Source organism: Embleya sp. NPDC056575, from assembly GCF_042793325.1.
Classification (GTDB): domain Bacteria; phylum Actinomycetota; class Actinomycetes; order Streptomycetales; family Streptomycetaceae; genus Embleya.
This window is the reverse complement of record NZ_JBHTVA010000024.1, coordinates 1-19,146: the sequence shown is the minus strand read 5'-3', so window position 1 is coordinate 19,146 and position 19,146 is coordinate 1. Positions and strand designations below refer to the sequence as shown.

The window sequence follows — 19,146 nt, the reverse complement described above, 5'->3', positions numbered from 1 at the left end:
GCGAGACCCCGAATCACCGCGCGCCGATCGCCGCCCCCAGCGCGTGCCCGCCGAAGCCGTCGTCGGCGTGCTGGGCCGCCCACCAGTCGACCATGCGTTCGGGGGTCATCGTGGTCCAGTCCGGTGTGTCCTCGACCATCGCGTAGCCCATCGAACGGGCCACCTGCACCAGGTCCGCCCCCGCCGGGTGGCGCTCGGCCTCATAGCGCGCCAACACGTCGTCCCACGAACCGGCCGGTCCCACCTCCCGGCACGCCGCCTCGAACGCCACCGCGTCCTGGATGCCCTTGACCGCACCACTGGCCACATGCGGCCGGGCTATCGCCGCCGCGTCCCCGGCGACCAGCATGCGTCCGCTCGTGAACCGGTCCACCACAAGGTCGTTGATCGGCTGGATCAGCGTGTCGCTCTCGGGCGTCGAGGTGACCAGGTCGGCCCAGAACGGCGGAAAGTACTTGCGGGCCAGCGCCAACAACGCCGGACGCGGGTCGGCCGTGCCGCCCACCGCGCTGTACAGGCCCCACGAGATCCGGTCTCCCCCACTGCTCGGGATCCGGTACATCACACCCTGGCCGTTCGGGATGCAGATCGAGATCAGGTTGTCGATCGGCTCGTGGTTCCACGCGCAACTGCCGCGCCACATCGCATAACCGGCGTATTGCGGTTGGATCTGCGGGAACACCGCCGTACGCACCGCCGAACCGTAGCCGTCCGCGCCCACCACCACGTCGTAGCGCTCACTCGTACCGTCGGGCAGGTGAATCTCGCCGTCCGTACCGACGGTGACCGGTGTACCGCCGCGATAGTCGACCTCGGCCGGCACCCGGCGGCGCAGTCCGGCCCACAGCTGGCCCCAGTTGTACATCCGGAACGCGGCGGGCTGATCCCACAACGATCGCCCGCGTGCCGACTCGCCGTCGTCGAGCAACCAGGTGCGCCCGTTGACGTCGCGCCAGGGCGTGGTGTCGTCGAGGTAGCCGGCGGCGACCAGTTCGGCGTAGCGGTCCATGTGCAGCGCGATGCCCACTCCCCGGTCGGCGAGTTCGCCGGTGGTGCGCTCGTACACGGTGACCTCGGCCCCGCCGCGCGCCGCAGCGAGCGCGAACGCGCAGCCCGTGATGCTTCCGCCGACCACTGCGACCCGACCTATCGGCATGCCCATCTCCCTTGGTTCACGTCCGACTTCGCACAGGCGTCCGGACCGGGCCGGACCCGGAAGGACCCTACGGGATGGCGGTCGCGATCCGATCACGTACACCGACCAGTTGTGCCCGGCGCGTCTCGTCGAAAGCGAACTGCGCCTCCGCGCTGCCCTCGTACCGGGGAGTCGGGCGTGGTCGTCGATCAACGCGGTCAGGCGCGGCAGTGCACCGATGGCGTGGGCGCCCATGTCAGCCGGCACCTGGAGCGCGAGTTCGCCGACGAACCGATCGCCCGCGACAGCCGACGTCTCGGCGACCAGGCGCGCGGTGAACTCGGCGTCGTCGGGCCCCCGATGCCGCCACAACACGCCGGCCACCTCATACTTGCGCATCGATTCCCGCTCGAACAGGAACATCGCCTGCCGGGCCTGGCGTTCGGTCGGGCCACCATGCGCGACCAGCCCCATCAGCGTGCGTGCCTTCCGGCGGCCGGACGCGTCGGCCTCGACGGGCTGTGCGGCCAACCAGGCATCGGCCTCGGCGCGCCCCTCCGGCAATCGACGCACCGCGAAGACCTCGTCCAGGGTCGGCGGGGGCAACAGGCCACCTGGTGACCCGAGTTCGTCCGCCAGTCGACGCCCGACGCCGTCGGTGCGCCCGGCCCAATGCCCGGCCGCCGCCCGCCACATATCACGCGACAGGCACAACACCCGCAAACTTTCGGCACGCAGCCCGTCATCGGTCCGCCCACCATCGGCCCTCTCCGCCACCTCCGTCAGCGCCGGCAGCAGTTCCGTCGGCCCCGTACGCCACAGCCTGATCGCCTCCGCCGCCATGTCCACGCCGACCCACCGCACGTCCCGCTCCTCGGCGGCCGACAACAACCGCGCGATCTCGTGGCACTCCTCCTCGTCCCCGAGCAGCCGCCAGGCCCACACCGAGCCCACCCGCACGTCCATCGGCCCACCATCGCGCCGCAACCGCCGCACCGCGTCCGCGAGATCGGCCAGGATCGCCTGGCACCACGCCTGCCGCCAGGCCCACGGAAGGTCCCCATCCCCGAGCAGGACCAGCGCCGCCGTCACGCGCACCGCCGGATCGGCGTCCTCGGCCAGGACCGTGGCCGTGTCGTCGAACTCCCGCCCACGACCAAGCAGTGCGATCGTGCCCGCCACCCGCACATCCGGATCCGCCGCCCCCGGCAGCCACGCCGCCACGGCCCCGACTTCGGCGGTCGCCACGAACAGCCGGGCCGCCGCGATCCGCACGGCCGGTTCGGCGTCCGTCAGCCACGACCACGCGTGCTCGGCCACCGGCGGCCAGGCCGTACCGAACTCCGCCAGTTCACGCAGTAGTTCGATCGCGCGCAGCCGCGTGCCGACCGGCCCCGCGCCGGCAATTGCCAACAGCAGCCGAGCCGTCGGACCGTCACGGTCGGCCCGTACCGCGTCGAAGATCGCCGCCCGCTCCGGCCCGAAGCTCGCCGCGGCCCCCGAGGCCACCGCCCGCACGCACGCACGTTCGTCGATCATCGGCCGACCGTGTCACACCACCCCGCCCGAGCCAAGCCGTTTACGACCGAGAACTCCTGCACGAATCACGGTCGTTCACGGCACCGACGACACCCGACGGCATCCGACTCAGCCCCCGATCAGTGCAGCTCACCCTCCGTCTCCGCGCGCCCCGCAACCTCGCTCGGGACCGCCCCCGCCGACGCCGACGTCGACGCGTTCAGATGCATCGTCATCCGCACCACCACGCCCTCGTCGCACTCGGCCACCTCGACCTCGTCGCACAGCGCCCGCGCGATCCACAGCCCCCGCCCCGGCGTCTCCTGCTTGTCGGTCAGCCGAGGAAACGCGCGTCGACGGCAACCACCCTCGGCACCGCCACCGTCGACCCGACCGCCGTTCGCCCCGCCTCCGTCGTCCCCGGCCGCGTGGATCTCGCAGACCACCCGCCCGGCCCTGGGCACACAACGCAGCAGCGCGGGCCGGGAGTCCGAGGTGACGGCGCACGCGGCGATCTCGTGTACCGCGAGCACGAGGCAGTCGGGGCGGTCGTCGCCCAGGCCGACGGCGTCGGCGTGCCGGCGCACCACGGCACGGACCAGGCACAGGTCCGACGCGCCGAACGGCAGTACCTCCACCGGTCCGGCACCGATCCGCGTACGGGCGTGGGCGCGATCACGGTTCGGGCCGGTCACTGCACTCCCCCACTGCACTCCCCGGAAGGTCGGTCCTCGTCCACGATCAGGCCGCCGGCCCCGCTCCACCCGAGCAGGTCGACCACCTTGCGGACCGCCGGTCCCGCGGCGCGCAGGACCAGGTGCCGGTCCGGGCCGAGGGCGGTGGCGGCCCGATACAACGATTCCATCGTGCCGAGGTCGGCGAACTCCAGTGCGGACAGGTCGACGACCAGGTCCCGGCCCGAGTGGGCCATCGCGCGCCGCAGCGCGTCCTCCAGCAGGTCCCGGGTGCCCACGTCGGCCTCGCCGACCAGGCGCAACCCCTTGGTGGTGTCGGTGACCTGGAGGGTGGGCGGACGCGCGCGACCGGTGCCGGCGACGAGCGGGTGCAGCCGTTCCTGGGCGTCGATCTGTACCGAACTGAACTCGCGCGGATCGTACAGGCAAAAGCCCATCGCCCGGCGGCTCGGCAGGCCGAGGCCGGCGAGGCGTTCGAATTCGAGCAGGTCCGCGTGTTCGACGCCGCCGGCCCGACCCCACGTCATGTCGCCGCATACGCGCAGGCCGCGAAAGCCGTCGGCGAGGGCCTGATCCACCGCCGCGAAGAACGTCTCCGCCATCCCCTCGGGCGTGAACTCACCTTCCCACAATGGTGTTCGGCCGACATCGACGACCACGAGCGAACCTTCGGCCTCGCGGTCGTCGGGCCGGGTGGGTCCTTCGGACAGCGCACTCATCAGCCAGGCCCGGTCGCGCCTGCCGAGCAGGCACATCACCCGGTCCTCGGCGGACAGTCCGTCCCTGATGTAGCTGTGCACCGCGAGCCGCGTGACGGCCTCGTCGGCCGACACGAAACAGCAGTGGCTGCCGTACTCCATCGCTCCCACCGCGGCCACCGTGGCCCCGGCCTGGGAAGTGTCCATCTGCGTATGCCCCCTGGTCGTGACGCGCCCCGGGCCGGACCCGGGGCCCTCGTCTCGCACCAGACCGTAGTACCCGAAGGCCGCATCACCGGGCGCAAACGGTCAAGAAAGCTTCTTTCGGGGGCACCAACCCACCGGGCAGGGCACAATCTTTGGTTTCCGGCCGGCACCTCGGCCGGAGCGGCACCGGACCGGCCACCCGATCGAGGGCAACCGGACACGGATGCGGCGGCACCGAACCGGCCACCCCACCGAGGGTCAACCGGTATGGAACGCGGCGGCCCCGACCCGGACCGCCCGGCGGCCGACCCGTCGCGTCGTCGAGCACACCGGCCGACCGATCGTGAACCCGATCGGGTGACACCGGCATCGGTTGGCCCAATACCGCGCGGGCGATGGTCGTACGGCGACTAGCGTCCTGACGAAACCCACTCGTCCCAGGGAAGACATTGACCACGCATGCCCCGGCGCAGCGCGCCATCGGGCCCGACTCGCCGCGCGTCGACACCATCGACGTGACGTCTTGTCAGGCCACGTGTGAACACCTGCAAGGAGTTGGCTGAGCCATGCGCGTCGCCATCACCGGAGCCACCGGATTCCTCGGTCTCCATCTGCTCCGCGAACTGCTGGACCGCCACCGTACGATCACCGTCCTGTCCCACGCGGGCTCGCGCGGCGCCCTCGACCGGATCCGGGCCTTTCTGGAAGTCATCGCCGCCCCCGACGAGTTGGTGCGGCGACTTCCCGAGCGGCTGCGGATCGTCGAGACCGATCCGACGTCGCCGCGGCTGGGCCTGGCCGGGTCCGAGTTCACCTCGCTGGCCGATTCGATCGACATGATCTGGCACTGCGCGGGCGACCGTCGACCCGACGCCACGATGGCCGAGTTGTGGCCCGACACGGTCGAAGGCACTCGCCATCTGCTCCGGTTGGCCGAGGCGGGGCGGCGGCGACCGCGCGTGTTGCACATCGGATCCGCCTATGTCGCGGGCGCCCGTCGCGACGGCACGATCAAGGAGCAACCGGCCGATGACTCGGCGGGTTTCGAGAACGACTACGAGCGGGCCCAGTACGAGGCGGAGACGCTGGTCCGGGACTGGGCGGCGCGGCTGGGGCGTTCGGCGTTGATCCTGCGGCCGACCACGCTGGTCTCGGATCGTCCCGGGGTGCCGGCGAACTCGCTGCGGCACGTGGTGGAGCGGGCCGCGGCGACCAGCGGGTGTGCGGCGTTCGGGTGGGCGGCGCGGCTGCCGGGGCGGATGCGGCCGGTGTTGCGGCTGCCGGCGGCACCGGACGGCCGGCTCAACTTCATGCCGGTGCACGAGGCGGCGCGAACGATGACGCGGTTGGCCGATCTGACCGGCTCCGGCGGGGTGGACACCTACCACGTACGGCATCCGCACGACGTCCCGATCGAGGTGGTGCGCGAGGTGCTGGCCGAATTCCTGCCGGTACGCCTGCGGTTCGTCGCCGAGCCGCCCGCGCGGCCCACCGGCGTGGAACGGCTCGCGGAGGCACACGCGGCGTGCACTCCGTATCTGACGCACCGTCGGGGCTATGACGACTCGGGGGTACGGGCGTTGCTCGGCGAGCCGAGGTCGGCGATCGCGGTGGATCGGGACTACCTGGTGGACTGTGTCCGGCCGGGGCGGGGCGGGCGGCGCGACACCGCGTTGGAGCGGGCGTATCGCGATTCGGGCCGGGCCGGGTCGGCCGAACTCGGCGCCGTACTGCGGTTTCGCGGCCTGACGCCGACGGTTGTGGACCTGCGTCAGGCGGTGGCGGCCCGGTTGTGGCGGGTGCCGGTCCTGGCCTACCGCTCGGACGGCACGTTCCGGCGGCGCGGGCCGGTGGACCCGGATCGGCACGTGCACGTGTACCCGGTCGGTCCGGGACGACTCGGCGCGGCGGTCGACGCGTCGTTGGCGGATCGGCTGCCCCGGGACCGTCCGGCGTGGGAGGCGCGGCTCGTACACGGCTACGCGGGCGACGAATGGGCGGTGGTGTTCAAGGCGCACCACACGCTGCTCGACGACGCGTCGGTGGTCGAGGTGGCCCGGCGGCTGTTCGGGGTGGAGCCGATCGAGGCGGCGGCGGTGACCGCGCACGGGCCCGCCGTGCTCGGCGTCCGCGACCACGCGCGCCGCCTGTCGCCGCCGTCCACCCGGCCGTTCGCGACCCGGGGGGCGACCGGCACGCGACGGATGGCCTGGCTGGAACTGGACCCGGAACGCCTGCACGCGGCGTCGCGGCACGGTCGCGGGGTCGGCCCGGACGACGTCTTCCTCGCCGCGCTCGCGGGCGCGCTGCGCACCTGCCCCGGCGTACCGTGGCGGCGCGGCGTGCGGCCGGTCTGGGCGCTGGTGCCGTCCCCGTCCGGCACGATGGGCGCCCCGGAGCCGGGCAACCACGCCCGGCCGGCCCGGGTCCGCCTGCCTTGCGATCAGGTCGACCCGATCCGTCGCCTGCACCTGGTCGCGAAGGACAAGGCCCCGCCCGTCGACCGCTGGGGCTTCCGTACCGCCATGTCCCCCTGGCAGATCGACCTGGCCGCCGGCTCCGCCCACCACTGGCCCCGCCACTCGTACGCCTTCCGCGGCTCCCCGGTGTTCGACGCGATCCCCCTCGGCGCAGTGCCGCACAGCGCCCCGATCGGCGTCTTCCTCGGCTCCTTCGACGACACCATGCACATCACGGCCCTGGTCGACACGTGTCTCCCGGCCGGGTTGGCGGACGATCTGTGCGCGGCGTGGTCGGACTCCCTGGCCGAGCTTTCCCCGTAGACGCCGCCCGCGGTTCGACGGCACCGACCCGTTCGGTGCCGTCGAAGCGGGTCGGTGCCGTCCGACCTCGTGGCCGGTCTTCCCGCACCCGGCGCGACTACCGCGACGCGAAGGTCACGAGTACGCCTCGCACGGCCGTCCCGTCCGGCCGGGTCCAGCCGGCGACCAGGCGCCCCGGCTCCCCTTCCTCGGCCACGACGGGCCGAAGGACCCGGTTCACCCGAACATCGAGCACACCGGCCGCGCCACCGCCGTACACCGTCACGGTCGGGTCGGGCGTGTCGCTCTCACTCCGATGCTGCGGCGTCGCCTCCCCGCGCAGCACCGCGTGCAACTGCCCCATCACCACCGGATCCCGCACGCCGTCGTAGATCCACCGGGTACCGAGCACGCCATGCTCGGAGACGCCGATCAGCGCGTCGTCGAAGGCAGCGTCCAGCGCCGCGCCGCGATAGGCCATCGGCACGAGATACGCGGCCGACTCCGGGGCGCCGGCCTCCGCCACGATCATGAACTCGATCCCGACCTCACCCGCCGGGTCGTCCAACCGGAATCCACCGGCCCGGATCCGCTCCGGCGCCTGGGCCCCGCCCGCGTACCAACTCTGCCGGGGCAGCCAGTCGGCGAGCAGTTCCAGTTTCCCGGGCGTCATGGTGGTGTGGTGGATCGAGGCCATGCGTACTCCCTCACACATCGGTTCGTGATCGAACCCGATCGAATCCATCTCGCCCCGCTACACCAGCAACCGCCACACGTCCCGGTCGGCGGTGCCGCTCCAGGCCGGGTCGCCGTGGCCGTAGTCGGGGATCACCGTGAAGGTGACCTTCGCATTGTCGCCGTCCCGGATCAGGTTCGCGCCCCTGGGGTGATCGCCGCGTCCCAGGGCGGTGTTGATCCAGGTGACCTCGGCGGTGATCGCCGACCAGTCGATGCGGTACACCGATTCCTCGCCCGCCCAGATCGCGGTGAGGTCGCGCAGCAGCGCGATCGGGACCAGGCCGCCGCCCAAGCGAGCGGTGGCATCGGCCCAGGTCGCGAGCGGGCTGTGGGTCAGCGTGAAGCGGTCGTCGGACGGGGTCGCGCCGAAGGCGAACGTGCCTGCGGCGAAACCCTGTTCGTAGATCCAGTTGGTCGCCCCGGGCAGCTTGGCGGTGTGGATCAGGGCGAAGTGCGCGAGCGCGGCGTTGGTGAACCGGCTCGCCGGATCGACCGGTCGCGGGACCGCGGAGGCGCCGTTCGGGTCGCCCACGGCACGCGCCAACAGCCCTTTCAGGCCCGGGTCGTTCGCGTACACCCCGGCGGCGAGCAGCGCGTCCGACTCCGCCCTGGCCCGCGCGGCGCGGACGGCGAGGTCGCCCTCGTACGGGCCGGTCGTGTCCAGCACCATCACCCGGCGCGGCCTCGGCGCCCGATCCGCCGCCAGGTCGAGGGCGAGCGCGGCGCCGGCGGAGTGGCCGAGCAGGTCGTACGGCATCCGCAGCGCCGCGTCGACCGCGTCGATCACCGTGCGGGCGTCCCGCTTGTGCGCGGCCAGACCCCACTCGGCGGTGAGGTCGGCGGCGGTCGCGCCGCTCTCGCGCGGCGAGATGCCGATCACCAGGTAGCCGTGCGTGCGCAGGTGGTGGGCGAGGTTGTGGGCGGTGGGCGTGAAGAAGTTCGACGCGAAGTCGAGGCCGCCGCCGGGCAGCAGATAGGCGACGCGCCCTGGCACGCGGCCGGTGTCCGCGACCACGTCGACCACCAACGGCACGGCCGTGTCCCGCAGTTCGAGGGTGGTACGGGTCCAGCCGGGCCCGTGTTCGCGCCCGCGCACGACGAGTTCGCCGCCCGAGTCGCCCAACGCGCCCCCGATCCGCTCGACCGCGGATGCCGCCGGATCCCGCGTCCCCGCTCGTGCGCCGCCCGTTCCCGAGCCGAGCGGCACCGGTGCCGCCAACGCCGCCAACACCGTTCTTCGCCGCATGTGGGTCCCCCGACTCCCGATCCGACCTCCCGCCCGCACGCGGGCCGGCCTTCAGCCTGCCGACCGCACCCGATCGTGGTCAACGACCGGGCCCGGGACATCCGCCCGGCGGGCCGGCATCATTGCCGTCATGGACGGATTCGGTGACGGGTGGTTGACGATCACGGCGTATCGGAACGTGCGGGGCTGTCTCGGACCGGCGGCGGCCGTACGCGCTTGACTGCGTGAACGCGGCATCGACTGGATGCCGTTCGCCGACAAGGAGATCCACATCGGGCTTCTGTGCGGGGTCGGTCCCGACGGCGGTTGGCAATGCTGGTACGACATCCGCGTACCCCCCGAGGCGCTGCGCCGGCTCGGCCTGCATCCCGATCAGCCGTCGGCCGAGGTCACCGGCCCGTCGCCGCCGCGCTGGTGGCACGCGGCGGCCGAACACCACGCCCGGGGGCACGGCGGCTGGTAGGTGGAGGCGGCATCGCGTCCACACCGGGCCGGGGCACGCGACCCCGCCGGCTACCCCGGCTCGGGGCCGTCGTCCGTCCCCGCGAAGCGGGCCGCCGCGATCAGGTGGGGGTCGCCGGTACGGAGGGCGTCGGCGACCAGGGACGTGGCCAGCGCCGGATCGTGCCCGGTGACCCCGAGATAGGGCAACGCGCGCAGTACGGCGCGGCGTTCGTGGGCGTCGCCGCGCCAGTACAGGGTGCGCAGGTGCGCGGACAGATGGTCGTGGGGCGTACGCGCCGCCAGTTCGGCCAGGGCCAGGACCCGCGCGGCGTCGTCGCAGGTCCAGCCGGGCAGGCCGATCAGCGGGGCCCGGCCGCAGGTGCGCCCGGCGGCGGCGAACACGGTGAAGTCGGCGAGGCTGGGCCAGTCCTGGCTGCCGGGTTTTGCGCAGGCGGTGAACGCGCTGCGCAGATCTGCGATCGGCGGGTGCGGCATGGGCGGATCCTCCCGAGGGCCGGTGACGCGGGGTACGCACGTGTCCTGTGCAGTGCGTTCCCCATCCGGGAAGCTCCCCAATCGACAAACCCCGGGATCCCGGACCCACGATGTCGACCGCCGGAGTCGGCTCACCTTCCTGGGGGCGCGCGGGGGCGCTCGGGGGTGGTGCAGTCTTGACCTTCAGCGGACCGTTCGTGGGCTGACGTGGGCGTTCGTGAGATCTACGGTTGGTTCATGGTCCGTGAACCGCTCGTCGAGGTCAGTGTCGTGATCGCCGCGCCCACCGAGGCCGTGTGGCATGCCCTCGTGGATCCGGACTCGCGCGCCATGTGGTGGAGCTATCTCGACCTGGACGCACGCGTGAACGGCCGGCTCTCGGAGCGCTGGAGCGGGGCCGACGGCGAGGCGCGGTTGACCACCGGTCGGGTCGAGGCGCTCGACCCCGGTCGGCTGTTGCGCTTCACCTGGGCCGACGACGACTGGCCCGTGTCCACGACGGTGACCATCGAGCTGACCAGGGCCCGACCCGGCACCCAGCTCCGGGTCCGCGAGACCGGCTGGAGCCGCCTGCCCGACGGGCCGAGCCTGGCCGCCGCCCACCGCGACGGCTGGGGTACGCACGTCGAGGACCTGCGCCGCTTCGCCGAGGCCACCGGCGGCCCCCGCTGACCCGGTCGGTTCACCCCACCCGTACGTCCACGCTCCGCCCGTCGGGGTCGGTCAGCAGATGGCGCCCCCTCGGGAGCGGCGAGTCGGCGGCCAGGACGAGGCCGATCCGCAGATAGCCGGTCATCCGGTCCGGCCGCGCCGGATACAGCTCCATCACGGTGCCGTCGTCGAGGGTCGCGGCGTAGTGCTCGGGACCGCTCCCGTGCCGCTCGCGGACCAGGGCCAGACCGAGCGACGCGTAGAACTCGCGGCACGCGTCGAGGCGCGAGGTGTAGACAACGATGAGGCCGAGCGACACGCCGGCGAGTCAATCACGATCGTGGGCCGCCCGGTAGCCGGGGCCCGCGCCGGACCGGGTCCTCCGTCCGAGGTACATGGTCGCCGGTGGTTGACGCGAGGGCGGGCGGTAGGGTTGTCCCGCCGCTCGGACGACGAACGGCGGAGCGAGCCGTTCCCGGTTCGTGCCCTCGGTGCTGCCGAGGACGCGGTCGGCCGGCTGCACCACCCTTGGGAGTCATCGTGTTGGACGCACTGGGCGCATTCGCCGAACTCACCCCTTTCCTCGCGGTCGCGGTCGGCTTCACGTTCGTGATCCGAGGCATCCTGCGTGCGGATCGGCGCGAGCGCGAGCACTACGCGAAAAAGGACGCCGAGGCCCGCGCGCACTCCTCCTGACCGTCGGGAGCACCGCCTGTCGGGGCCGCCGTGTCGGTCTCCGCGCATCGGCGCCGTCCGCGCTCCGGCGGATAATCCGCGCGCCGGATCGCACACCCGCGCTACGGTTTCACCCGACCCTCGGTGCGCAGGTCGCGGATACTCCATGGAGCCCGCAAGGGCGGTGAAATGTACGGGGCCTCGAGTCCCGGTCTCCGCTGCCGCCTCGATCTCGGCGGGTCACCCACTCTTCCGGTATCGACTCGCGGCCGATACCGACCGCAGCCGCCGGTCGTCCGACCCGGCGGCTGCGTGCGTTTTCGCGATGACACCCCGTCCCGGGTCAGGCCGCCTTGGCGCCGCCCCGCTCCTTGTCCATCAGCTCCCGGAAGTCCACCGTCGCGCTCGCCGGCGGCGGCGTCACGTCGACCTTGGTGCCCCAGTCCCGGTAGTCCACCGTGCTGCCCACCTCGCCGACCTTGGTCGGCGTGCGCACCGACTGCCGGACCGGGAGGTCGGTCTTGGCGTCGATCCACACCTCGATGGTCGACGACGTGGCGCCGATCGCCTCGTTCGCCGCGCGCAGGCTCTCCAGGGTCTTGGGGCTCAACCCGAGTGCGTCCGCGCCCAGTTGACTGGCCTTGGCCATGTCGACCGTGCCCTTGTAGTGCACGGTGGGCCGACCGTCCAGGTCCTCTTTGCCGACCTCGGCGATGTCGCCGGACCCCTTGAGCAACGACAATTGGCTGGTGGGGTCCTGCTGGCCGAAGCCCTTGTTCATCAATTCGCCCACCGCCGCGAGGGCACCGGTCTTGTCCAGCGAGCCCAGCGCGGTGAAGTCCATCTTGAGCCAGGACTTGCCGCCGGTGTCGGCGGTGAGCGCCGAGCCCATGTTCATGTACATCGCGGTCGGCGTCACCAGCGTCTCGATCTTCGCCGGCATGCCCTTGACGGCGCCCTGCGGCATCGCCATGGTCATCCGCAGTCCACCCGCGTCACCGAACCTGATCGCGCCCTGCGCGCTCGAGCCCTGGCCGCCGGGCAACTTCTGCTGCACCGTGATCGCGACCGATTCGGTGCCGTGGACCTTGTCCACCGCGGCGAAGACCGCCGCCGCGGCCCCCGCGTAGGCCTTGGTCCCGCCCCCGTCCCCGCTCGACCCCTCCGCGACCGGGCCCCGATCGCCGGAGCCCGACTCGTTCCCGCATGCGGCGGTCACCAGCAGCAGCGCCGCGCCGCCGATCGCCGTACCCAGCCCCCGCCGCAAACGCGGTCGCGTGCGTCCGCTCATATGTTCATCCCCCTGATGATCGACTACACCGATCAACCTACCAACGCGTTCGCCGGATGGTGCGGGAGAGGTGCCGGGGTGCCCGGCCTGGCGCGCGGACCCGCGTCCGCGTGGCGAGCGGCGCCCACCGCGGCCGGGCGTCGACCCCCTACCCCGGTATCACTCGCGGGTTGGCGCCGCGGTGTGATGCCCACCCGGTGGCCCGCCTCCTAGCGTGGAATCCACGGCGCCGATCCGGCGCCCGCCGGCAACGAACCGGTACACCCGGCCCCCGCCGACGCCCGCGCGGCCGGCTCCCGGCACCCACCCCAAGGACCCGCCATGGCATCCACCGTCGCCCGCCCCGCCCCCGGCGCCCGGCCCGCCGCCTCGCCCCCGACCCGACGCCGTCGCCCGCTGCGCCGTTTCACGCCGGCCTCGGTGTCCGAGGCCGCCCGGCGCTCCGCGTACGCCTTCCTCGCACTGCCGCTCGGCCTGATCGGCATCGTCCTGACGCTCGGCGGCCGTTCGTCCCGCGCCGCGCGCCTGCAACTCGCCGCGGCCCGCCGATTCCTGGACCCGCACACCGGTGGCGGCCGGCACCGCGGCGCCGCGACCGACAGGGGCGGCGCTCCCGGCGCCGTCCGGGTGCTCCGACACGCCGTCCTCGACACGGCGCTGGGTGTACCGATGCTGATCCTGGCCGCGTACGCCTACGGCAACACGATCCGCAACCTGACCTACCCGATCTGGTACGGCGACAGCGACTACCACGACGCGTGGGGCGGCCCCTCCCTGGCCGGCGTCTGGGCCGTACACACGATCGGCGGCCTCGCCTTCCTCGCCGTCTGCCTGTGCCTGATCCAGGGCCTCACCGATCTCCGGGCAGCCGGTGCGCGTCGCACCTTCCGCACCGAAAGCCCTGCCTGAACCCACCCGAACCGATGCCACCCCTGATCCGGCCGCCTCCTCGCGCCGACCCCCGGACGCCACCATGCACACCACCCTCGAAGCCGACTCCGCCCCCGCCGCGTCCCACCGACCACCCGTTCCCGGCATACCATCACCAACCGTGAAGATCGTTCGGCCGGCGACGATCCGGTCCGCGCTGCGCGAGGCGGTGTCGCCCTCCTCGGTGGCCCCGCTCCCGCCCACGCGCCGCACGGTGCGGGTGCTGACCCTGGCCGCCCTCGCGCTCACCGTCGTGGGGTGGCTCGACCTCCACCAGCACTACGACTTGGGTGCCCCCGGGACGACGATCGCCGCGATCGCCCGCGCCGTCCCGGTCCTGCTGTGCCTGTATCGCCCGCTGCCGGCCTGGTGGTTGGCCCTGGCCGCGGCGATCGCCACCGCCGTACCCACCCACCCGGTGTCCTCCGCGGAGCCGTGGCCGTGGGCCGTGACGTCGGTGTTCTCCCTCGTCGTGGTGCTCACCGTGGTCGCCCTGCGCGCCCCGCGCCGCGTGCTCCTCGTGTTGTGGCTGGCCCTGCTCGCGGCGGGCACCCTGCTCGCCGCGACGCGCGGCCCGATCCGGGTCGACGAACTGCTGCCGATCACGATCCTGTCCGCACTGGCCCCGCTCACCGCCGAGGCGATCGGCAGCCGGGGCGACGCGCAGCGCCGACTGGTCCTGGTCGAGGAGGTCGGCCGGGCCGAACACGCCCGGCGCGCCCTCCTGGAGGAACGCGCCCGCATCGCCCGCGAGTTGCACGACGTGGTCGCCCACCACATGTCGGTGATCACCGTGCAGGCGGACAGCGCGCCCTACCGGATCGCCGACCTGCCGCCCGCCGCCGTCGACGAGTTCGGCACGATCGCCGCCGAGGCCCGTCGTTCGCTCACCGAGATGCGCCGACTGCTGCACGTGCTGCGCCAAGACGCGGACACCGGCGCGGGTGGCGGCGGCCCCGCGGCGGAGCACAGCCCGCAACCCGGCCTGGCCGATCTGCCGGTACTGATCGAGACCGCACACCGCGCCGGCCTGGACGCGCACCTGTCCATCGCGGACACCGCGCCCGCGCCGGACCGCGTCCCGGTGGGCGTACAACTGTCCGCGTACCGCCTGGTCCAGGAATCGCTGAGCAACGTGGTCCGGCACGCGCCCGGCGCCACGGTACGGGTGACCCTGTCCGGCGACGCCTCGGCGCTGTGCGTCGACGTCCGCAACTCCGCGCCCGCGCACCGCGGTCGGCCCGTCGAACCCGCCTCCGCCGAGGCCGACCCGGGCCGGGGGCCGGCCGCCGGCGGCCAGGGTCTGATCGGCATGCGCGAGCGAGTCGCCATGCTGGCCGGGGAGTTGCGTACCGAGGCGCTGCCCGACGGCGGCTTCCACGTCGCCGCCATACTGCCCCTGCCGCCGGCCGACGCCGGGGCGGCCCCGTCGACCCCTGGAGTGGCATGACCACCGTACTGATCGCCGACGACCAGTCGATGATCCGCGCCGGCTTCGCCGCGTTGCTCGCGGCGCAGCCGGACCTGGAGGTGGTCGGCGAGGCGGCCGACGGGCGCGAGGCGATCCGGCTGACCCGCGAGACGCGGCCCGACGTGGTGCTGATGGACGTACGCATGCCGGTCCTGGACGGCCTGGCCGCGACCCGCGAACTCCTGGGCGCACCGGGCGAGTCCGACCCGCTGCCGAGGGTGCTCATGCTCACCACGTTCGACATCGACGACTACGTGTACGAGGCGCTGCGCGCCGGCGCCAGCGGCTTCCTGCTCAAGGACGCGTCCCCGGCCGACCTGATCGCGGCGGTGCGCATCGTCGCGGCCGGCGACGCGCTGCTCGCACCCTCGATCACCCGTCGGCTGATCGAGGACTTCGCCCGCAACCGCCCGATCACCCGGCCGAGTTCGACCCGCCTGGGCAAGCTCACGCCGCGCGAGACCGAGGTGCTGGGACTGGTCGCGCAGGGGCGCTCCAACGGCGAGATCGCGGCCCACCTCTTTCTCGCCGAGCAGACCGTCAAGACTCACGTCAGTCGCATCCTCGACAAACTGGACCTGCGCGATCGGGCCCAGGCGGTCGTCTTCGCCTACGAGAGCGGCCTGATCGCCCAGGGCGGCACCGGCCTGTCCCGCCCGCCGCAGCAGGGATAGCCCCGCACCCCGCCCTGAAGCCGAGAACCCGGGACGGCCCCCGAAGCGCCGCGTCGACCCCGGCGCCGTTCGCACGCCCCGGGGGCGACCCACTCCCTTGCTCCGGCACCTACTCCGACCGCGTCCCCAGGTCCACGAGTTCCGGACGCTCCAGTCGCCGCGGGTCGGCGAGGATGTTGATCTCGACGATCTTGTCGCCCACGATGGTGAACTCCATGACTCCCATCGGCCGGCCCTGCGGCGCGGTGAACAGCCCCGGGGAGCCGTTGACCAGCACCGGCCGCGCGTACTGCGCCATACGGGCAAAGGAGAGCGCCTGGGCGACCACCGCACGGGCGCCGCGGACGAGTTGCGACACCCCGAGCGCGCCGTCCCCGGTGTCGGCGCGCAGCAGCACGTCGGGGTCGAGCAGATCGAGCAGGGCCTGGAAATCGCCGCCGCGCGACGCCGCGAGGAACGCGTCCACCACCCGGCGCTGGCGCGGCAGATCGGGCTTGGGCGCCGCGCCCCGGACCCGACGGCGGGCCCGGCTGGCGAGCTGGCGCGTCGCGGCGGTGGTTTTGTCCACGATCGGCGCGATGTCGTCGAACGGCATCGCGAACATGTCGTGCAACACGAACGCGAGCCGCTCGGCCGGCGGCAGCGTGTCCAGTACGACGAGCATGGCCAACCCGACCGAATCGGCCAGCACGGCCGACTGCTCGGGGTCGGCGCCGTCCGCGTCGGTCACGATCGGGTCCGGGACGTGCGTATCCCACTCGTCCTCGCGCCGGGACTTGCGCGAGCGCAACATGTCGAGACACACCCGGCCGACCACCGTGGTCAACCAGCCCGCCAGGTTATCCACGCCGGAGATGTCGGAACGATCCAGCCGCAGCCACGCCTCCTGCACGGCGTCCTCGGCCTCGCTGAGCGAACCGAGCATGCGATAGGCCACCGCCCGCAGATGCGCCCGGTTCTCCTCGAACCGCTCGGCCACCAATCCCCGCTCCGTGATCATCCGCTTTCTCCCGTCCGGTTCCACCGCCAGCACGATCACCGATTTCCAGACGATATGACACCAGCCCCCACGTCCCGAACAGCCCTCCCAACCCCCCACGAATGCCACGGGACGCCGCCGGCCGAACCCCGCCCGCCTCAGCCGATCCACACCAGGTTGATCACGCTCACCATCACCCGCTTCTCCTGCACGATGTACGTGGCGAACCCGTGCGCCGCGAAGGCCGCCTCCAGGGTGTCGCGCAACCCGCCGCTCATCCGCGCCCCCACGGTCCACGGGTCGTACCGCAGCCGCCGCTCCAACTCCGTCCAGGCCCGCCGTGCGGCGGCCGGGAGCGTACGCCGGATGGCCTCCGCCTCGACGTGGTACTCCACGCCGTAGCTCACCCCCACACCCGCAACCACCGGCCGTCGCGGCGGATCGCGCGGCCGGCGGCACCCGGATCTGCGGAAACGCTCATACACCCAAGCGTCGCACCACCCACACGGTCGCCCACCCGAGACCGGGAATCCCATACGGCACACCTCCGTGCCGCCGCGGAAAATGGATGTCGCCCACCCGTCCCGCTCCCCTAGGCTTCGGACACGAAGCAACGCACCTCCCGGTGCGCAGACAAGCGGCTACTTCCTCCCAGAAGTGGGACCTGGTCCCACCGCCGCGCGTCATCTCGATCTCGGGAGGATCAACGTCGGGGTTCCCGGTGCGCAGACCGGGATTTCTTCCTTTTGTAGGGGTGGTCCCGGGTTCGAGTCCCGGTCACCGGTTCGCCGGTGGTAGCTCAGCGGTAGAGCGCCTTCAAAGCCCGGTCGTCCCGACCTCGGGCACCTCGGCGTTGTCACCTCCCCCACATTCCACGGGGGATCACCATGTCTCGATTCAACCTGCCCCGGGGCCGCCCGGCCGCCGTCTCGCCGGTGCGCGGCACGGGCTCGAAGACCGTCACCCACCAGGGCGGCACCGGCTACACCCGCGACGCGCGCAGTGAGTTGTTCCTGCTCGCGGTGGCGAACTTCGTCGGCACCGACACGTTCTACGAGAGCGGCGGCACCCGCGACGACCGGTTCACCCAGCTCGTCCACGAATTGGCGGTGTACGACGGCGAATGGCTGCTCGGCCTGCTCACCTGGCTGCGCCGCGACGCCAACATGCGTACCGCCGCGATCGTCGGCGCCGCCGAAATGACGCGCGCCCGCCTGGAGTTCGGGCTGCCGGGCCTGTCCCGCCGGGCGGTGGACGCGGTGTTGCGCCGCGCCGACGAGCCCGGCGAGTTGCTGGGCTACTGGACCTCGCGCTACGGCCGGGCCATTCCCAAGCCGATCAAGCGCGGCATCGAGGACGCCGTGCGCCGGCTGTACACCTCGCACGCGCTGCTCAAGTACGACACCGCGAGCAAGGGCTACCGCTTCGCCGACGTGCTCAACCTGACCCACCCGCGTCCGGCGGCGGACAAGCCGTGGCAGGGCGCGCTGTTCGGCTACGCGCTCGACCGCCGGCACCACCCCGACACGGCGATCGCGCCCGCGTCGGACCCGGTACTCACCGCACGCGCCGAGCTGATGGCCGTGCCCGCGGCCGAGCGCGCGGCGCTGCTGCGCGCTCCGGACGCGGCCGAGCGGCTGCGGGCCGCCGGCATCACCTGGGAGGCGCTGGCGGGTTGGCTCCAGGGGCCGATGGACTCGGCGGCGTGGTCGGCGGTGATCCCGTCGATGGGCTACATGGCGCTGCTGCGCAACCTGCGCAACTTCGACGAGGCCGGTGTCGACGACGTCCTCGCCGCGCGGGTCGCGGCTCGGCTGGCGGATCCCGAAGAGGTCTCGCGTTCGCGGCAGTTGCCGTTTCGGTTCCTGTCCGCGCACCGCGCCGCGCCGTCGCTGCGCTGGGCGTACCCGCTGGAGCAGGCGCTCGGTCACGCGCTGGCGAACATCCCGAAGCTGCCCGGGCGGACGCTGATCCTGGTGGACACCAGTTCCAGCATGGAGTCGGGATTCTCCCGGGACGGCACGCTGATGCGCTGGGACGCGGCGGCACTGTTCGGCATCGCGATCGGTCGGCGCTGCGGGTATGCCGACGTGGTGTCCTTCTCCAGCACCCGGCGGTACTGGGAGGACGAGCCCGGCGCGCACACGAAGACCTATCCGGCGCGTCGCGGCGAGTCGTTGCTGCGCTCGCTGGATCGTTGGAAGCAGGACGGCTACTTCCTGGGCGGCGGCACCGACACCGCCCTGGCGCTGCGTCGGGAGTACCGGGCGCACGACCGGGTGCTGATCGTCACCGACGAGCAGGCCGGGCACGACACCCAGGAGGTGACCAGGTCCATCCCGGAGAACATTCCGCTCTACACCTGGAACCTGGCCGGCTACCAGGCCGGGCACACCCCGTCGGGCAGCCGCAACCGGCACACCTTCGGTGGCCTCACCGACGCCGCGTTCACCATGATCCCGCTCCTGGAGGCGGGCCGGGACGCGCGGTGGCCGTGGGAGGCGACGGCCGGCACCGCCGGCTGAGCCGTGCCGGGC

The 19,146-nt window shown here is 72.8% G+C and carries 18 protein-coding genes; 8 read left to right on the top strand and 10 right to left on the bottom strand.

What is annotated here, in order from left to right:
- Positions 1 to 13 precede the first annotated feature (13 nt).
- From ACFRCG_RS20145 to ACFRCG_RS20135, 3 genes are all read right to left on the bottom strand, one after another.
- Entirely contained in the window at positions 14 to 2,674 is a 2,661-nt protein-coding gene (locus tag ACFRCG_RS20145) for an FAD-dependent monooxygenase (protein WP_380033254.1), read from the bottom strand.
- A 119-nt stretch (positions 2,675 to 2,793) separates the two neighbouring features.
- Positions 2,794 to 3,348 (bottom strand): ATP-binding protein, encoded by a 555-nt coding sequence (locus ACFRCG_RS20140; RefSeq protein ID WP_380033252.1) that lies wholly within the window; start codon positions 3,346 to 3,348, stop codon positions 2,794 to 2,796.
- A complete protein-coding gene (locus ACFRCG_RS20135; protein ID WP_380033250.1) occupies positions 3,345 to 4,253 on the bottom strand; it encodes an MEDS domain-containing protein in 909 nt (302 codons plus the stop codon). Before ACFRCG_RS20135 ends, ACFRCG_RS20140 begins: the two co-directional genes overlap by 4 nt.
- 566 nt (positions 4,254 to 4,819) lie before the next feature.
- On the opposite strand from ACFRCG_RS20135, the gene ACFRCG_RS20130 reads away from it, so the two are divergent.
- Positions 4,820 to 7,036, top strand: coding sequence for an SDR family oxidoreductase (locus tag ACFRCG_RS20130; RefSeq protein WP_380033248.1), 2,217 nt, complete (start codon positions 4,820 to 4,822; stop codon positions 7,034 to 7,036).
- Positions 7,037 to 7,133: 97 nt separating this feature from the next.
- Here ACFRCG_RS20130 and ACFRCG_RS20125 read toward each other — a convergent pair whose 3' ends face one another.
- Positions 7,134 to 7,712, bottom strand: coding sequence for a 1,4-alpha-glucan branching protein (locus ACFRCG_RS20125; RefSeq protein WP_380033246.1), 579 nt, complete (start codon positions 7,710 to 7,712; stop codon positions 7,134 to 7,136).
- Between the two features lie 57 nt (positions 7,713 to 7,769).
- Positions 7,770 to 8,999 carry a hypothetical protein gene (locus tag ACFRCG_RS20120; RefSeq protein ID WP_380033244.1) on the bottom strand — a complete coding sequence of 410 codons (1,230 nt, stop codon included), beginning with the start codon at positions 8,997 to 8,999 and terminating at the stop codon, positions 7,770 to 7,772.
- Between the two features lie 244 nt (positions 9,000 to 9,243).
- On the opposite strand from ACFRCG_RS20120, the gene ACFRCG_RS20115 reads away from it, so the two are divergent.
- Positions 9,244 to 9,462 carry a hypothetical protein gene (locus ACFRCG_RS20115; protein WP_380033243.1) on the top strand — a complete coding sequence of 73 codons (219 nt, stop codon included), beginning with the start codon at positions 9,244 to 9,246 and terminating at the stop codon, positions 9,460 to 9,462.
- A 50-nt stretch (positions 9,463 to 9,512) separates the two neighbouring features.
- Here ACFRCG_RS20115 and ACFRCG_RS20110 read toward each other — a convergent pair whose 3' ends face one another.
- Complete coding sequence (locus tag ACFRCG_RS20110; RefSeq protein ID WP_380033241.1) at positions 9,513 to 9,938, bottom strand: EboA domain-containing protein; 426 nt, start codon at positions 9,936 to 9,938, stop codon at positions 9,513 to 9,515.
- A 237-nt stretch (positions 9,939 to 10,175) separates the two neighbouring features.
- Here ACFRCG_RS20110 and ACFRCG_RS20105 point away from each other — a divergent pair, with 237 nt between their 5' ends.
- Positions 10,176 to 10,610 (top strand): SRPBCC domain-containing protein, encoded by a 435-nt coding sequence (locus ACFRCG_RS20105; RefSeq protein ID WP_380033239.1) that lies wholly within the window; start codon positions 10,176 to 10,178, stop codon positions 10,608 to 10,610.
- 10 nt (positions 10,611 to 10,620) lie between these two features.
- Here ACFRCG_RS20105 and ACFRCG_RS20100 read toward each other — a convergent pair whose 3' ends face one another.
- Positions 10,621 to 10,908 (bottom strand): VOC family protein, encoded by a 288-nt coding sequence (locus ACFRCG_RS20100; RefSeq protein ID WP_380033238.1) that lies wholly within the window; start codon positions 10,906 to 10,908, stop codon positions 10,621 to 10,623.
- A 221-nt stretch (positions 10,909 to 11,129) separates the two neighbouring features.
- On the opposite strand from ACFRCG_RS20100, the gene ACFRCG_RS20095 reads away from it, so the two are divergent.
- Positions 11,130 to 11,285 carry a hypothetical protein gene (locus ACFRCG_RS20095; RefSeq protein ID WP_380033236.1) on the top strand — a complete coding sequence of 52 codons (156 nt, stop codon included), beginning with the start codon at positions 11,130 to 11,132 and terminating at the stop codon, positions 11,283 to 11,285.
- Positions 11,286 to 11,607: 322 nt separating this feature from the next.
- Here ACFRCG_RS20095 and ACFRCG_RS20090 read toward each other — a convergent pair whose 3' ends face one another.
- A complete protein-coding gene (locus ACFRCG_RS20090) occupies positions 11,608 to 12,555 on the bottom strand; it encodes a hypothetical protein (RefSeq protein WP_380033234.1) in 948 nt (315 codons plus the stop codon).
- A 321-nt stretch (positions 12,556 to 12,876) separates the two neighbouring features.
- Here ACFRCG_RS20090 and ACFRCG_RS20085 point away from each other — a divergent pair, with 321 nt between their 5' ends.
- The 3 genes from ACFRCG_RS20085 to ACFRCG_RS20075 all read left to right on the top strand — a co-directional run bounded on the left by ACFRCG_RS20085 (position 12,877) and on the right by ACFRCG_RS20075 (position 15,630).
- Complete coding sequence (locus ACFRCG_RS20085) at positions 12,877 to 13,464, top strand: hypothetical protein (RefSeq protein ID WP_380033232.1); 588 nt, start codon at positions 12,877 to 12,879, stop codon at positions 13,462 to 13,464.
- Positions 13,465 to 13,606: 142 nt separating this feature from the next.
- Positions 13,607 to 14,935 carry a sensor histidine kinase gene (locus ACFRCG_RS20080; protein WP_380033231.1) on the top strand — a complete coding sequence of 443 codons (1,329 nt, stop codon included), beginning with the start codon at positions 13,607 to 13,609 and terminating at the stop codon, positions 14,933 to 14,935.
- Positions 14,932 to 15,630 (top strand): response regulator, encoded by a 699-nt coding sequence (locus ACFRCG_RS20075; RefSeq protein ID WP_380033229.1) that lies wholly within the window; start codon positions 14,932 to 14,934, stop codon positions 15,628 to 15,630. The genes ACFRCG_RS20080 and ACFRCG_RS20075 overlap by 4 nt, the downstream gene beginning before the upstream one ends.
- 109 nt (positions 15,631 to 15,739) lie before the next feature.
- On the opposite strand, the gene sigJ is transcribed toward ACFRCG_RS20075, so the two are convergent.
- Together sigJ and ACFRCG_RS20065 are read right to left on the bottom strand one after the other, a co-directional pair.
- Positions 15,740 to 16,630 carry an RNA polymerase sigma factor SigJ gene (gene sigJ, locus ACFRCG_RS20070; protein ID WP_380033228.1) on the bottom strand — a complete coding sequence of 297 codons (891 nt, stop codon included), beginning with the start codon at positions 16,628 to 16,630 and terminating at the stop codon, positions 15,740 to 15,742.
- A gap of 137 nt (positions 16,631 to 16,767) precedes the next feature.
- On the bottom strand, positions 16,768 to 17,016 hold the full coding sequence (locus ACFRCG_RS20065; RefSeq protein ID WP_380033226.1) for a hypothetical protein: 249 nt from the start codon (positions 17,014 to 17,016) through the stop codon (positions 16,768 to 16,770).
- Positions 17,017 to 17,496: 480 nt separating this feature from the next.
- Here ACFRCG_RS20065 and ACFRCG_RS20060 point away from each other — a divergent pair, with 480 nt between their 5' ends.
- On the top strand, positions 17,497 to 19,134 hold the full coding sequence (locus tag ACFRCG_RS20060; protein WP_380033224.1) for a TROVE domain-containing protein: 1,638 nt from the start codon (positions 17,497 to 17,499) through the stop codon (positions 19,132 to 19,134).
- Positions 19,135 to 19,146 lie beyond the last annotated feature (12 nt).

Coding starts and splice junctions, on each gene's coding strand:
- ACFRCG_RS20110 (WP_380033241.1), bottom strand. CDS start 9,938: ATGCCGCACCCGCCGATCGCAGATCTGCGCAGCGCGTTCACCGCCTGC.
- ACFRCG_RS20120 (WP_380033244.1), bottom strand. CDS start 8,999: ATGCGGCGAAGAACGGTGTTGGCGGCGTTGGCGGCACCGGTGCCGCTC.
- ACFRCG_RS20145 (WP_380033254.1), bottom strand. CDS start 2,674: ATGATCGACGAACGTGCGTGCGTGCGGGCGGTGGCCTCGGGGGCCGCG.
- ACFRCG_RS20085 (WP_380033232.1), top strand. CDS start 12,877: ATGGCATCCACCGTCGCCCGCCCCGCCCCCGGCGCCCGGCCCGCCGCC.
- ACFRCG_RS20075 (WP_380033229.1), top strand. CDS start 14,932: ATGACCACCGTACTGATCGCCGACGACCAGTCGATGATCCGCGCCGGC.
- sigJ (WP_380033228.1), bottom strand. CDS start 16,630: ATGATCACGGAGCGGGGATTGGTGGCCGAGCGGTTCGAGGAGAACCGG.
- ACFRCG_RS20130 (WP_380033248.1), top strand. CDS start 4,820: ATGCGCGTCGCCATCACCGGAGCCACCGGATTCCTCGGTCTCCATCTG.
- ACFRCG_RS20115 (WP_380033243.1), top strand. CDS start 9,244: ATGCCGTTCGCCGACAAGGAGATCCACATCGGGCTTCTGTGCGGGGTC.
- ACFRCG_RS20060 (WP_380033224.1), top strand. CDS start 17,497: ATGTCTCGATTCAACCTGCCCCGGGGCCGCCCGGCCGCCGTCTCGCCG.
- ACFRCG_RS20125 (WP_380033246.1), bottom strand. CDS start 7,712: ATGGCCTCGATCCACCACACCACCATGACGCCCGGGAAACTGGAACTG.
- ACFRCG_RS20135 (WP_380033250.1), bottom strand. CDS start 4,253: ATGGACACTTCCCAGGCCGGGGCCACGGTGGCCGCGGTGGGAGCGATG.
- ACFRCG_RS20105 (WP_380033239.1), top strand. CDS start 10,176: ATGGTCCGTGAACCGCTCGTCGAGGTCAGTGTCGTGATCGCCGCGCCC.
- ACFRCG_RS20090 (WP_380033234.1), bottom strand. CDS start 12,555: ATGAGCGGACGCACGCGACCGCGTTTGCGGCGGGGGCTGGGTACGGCG.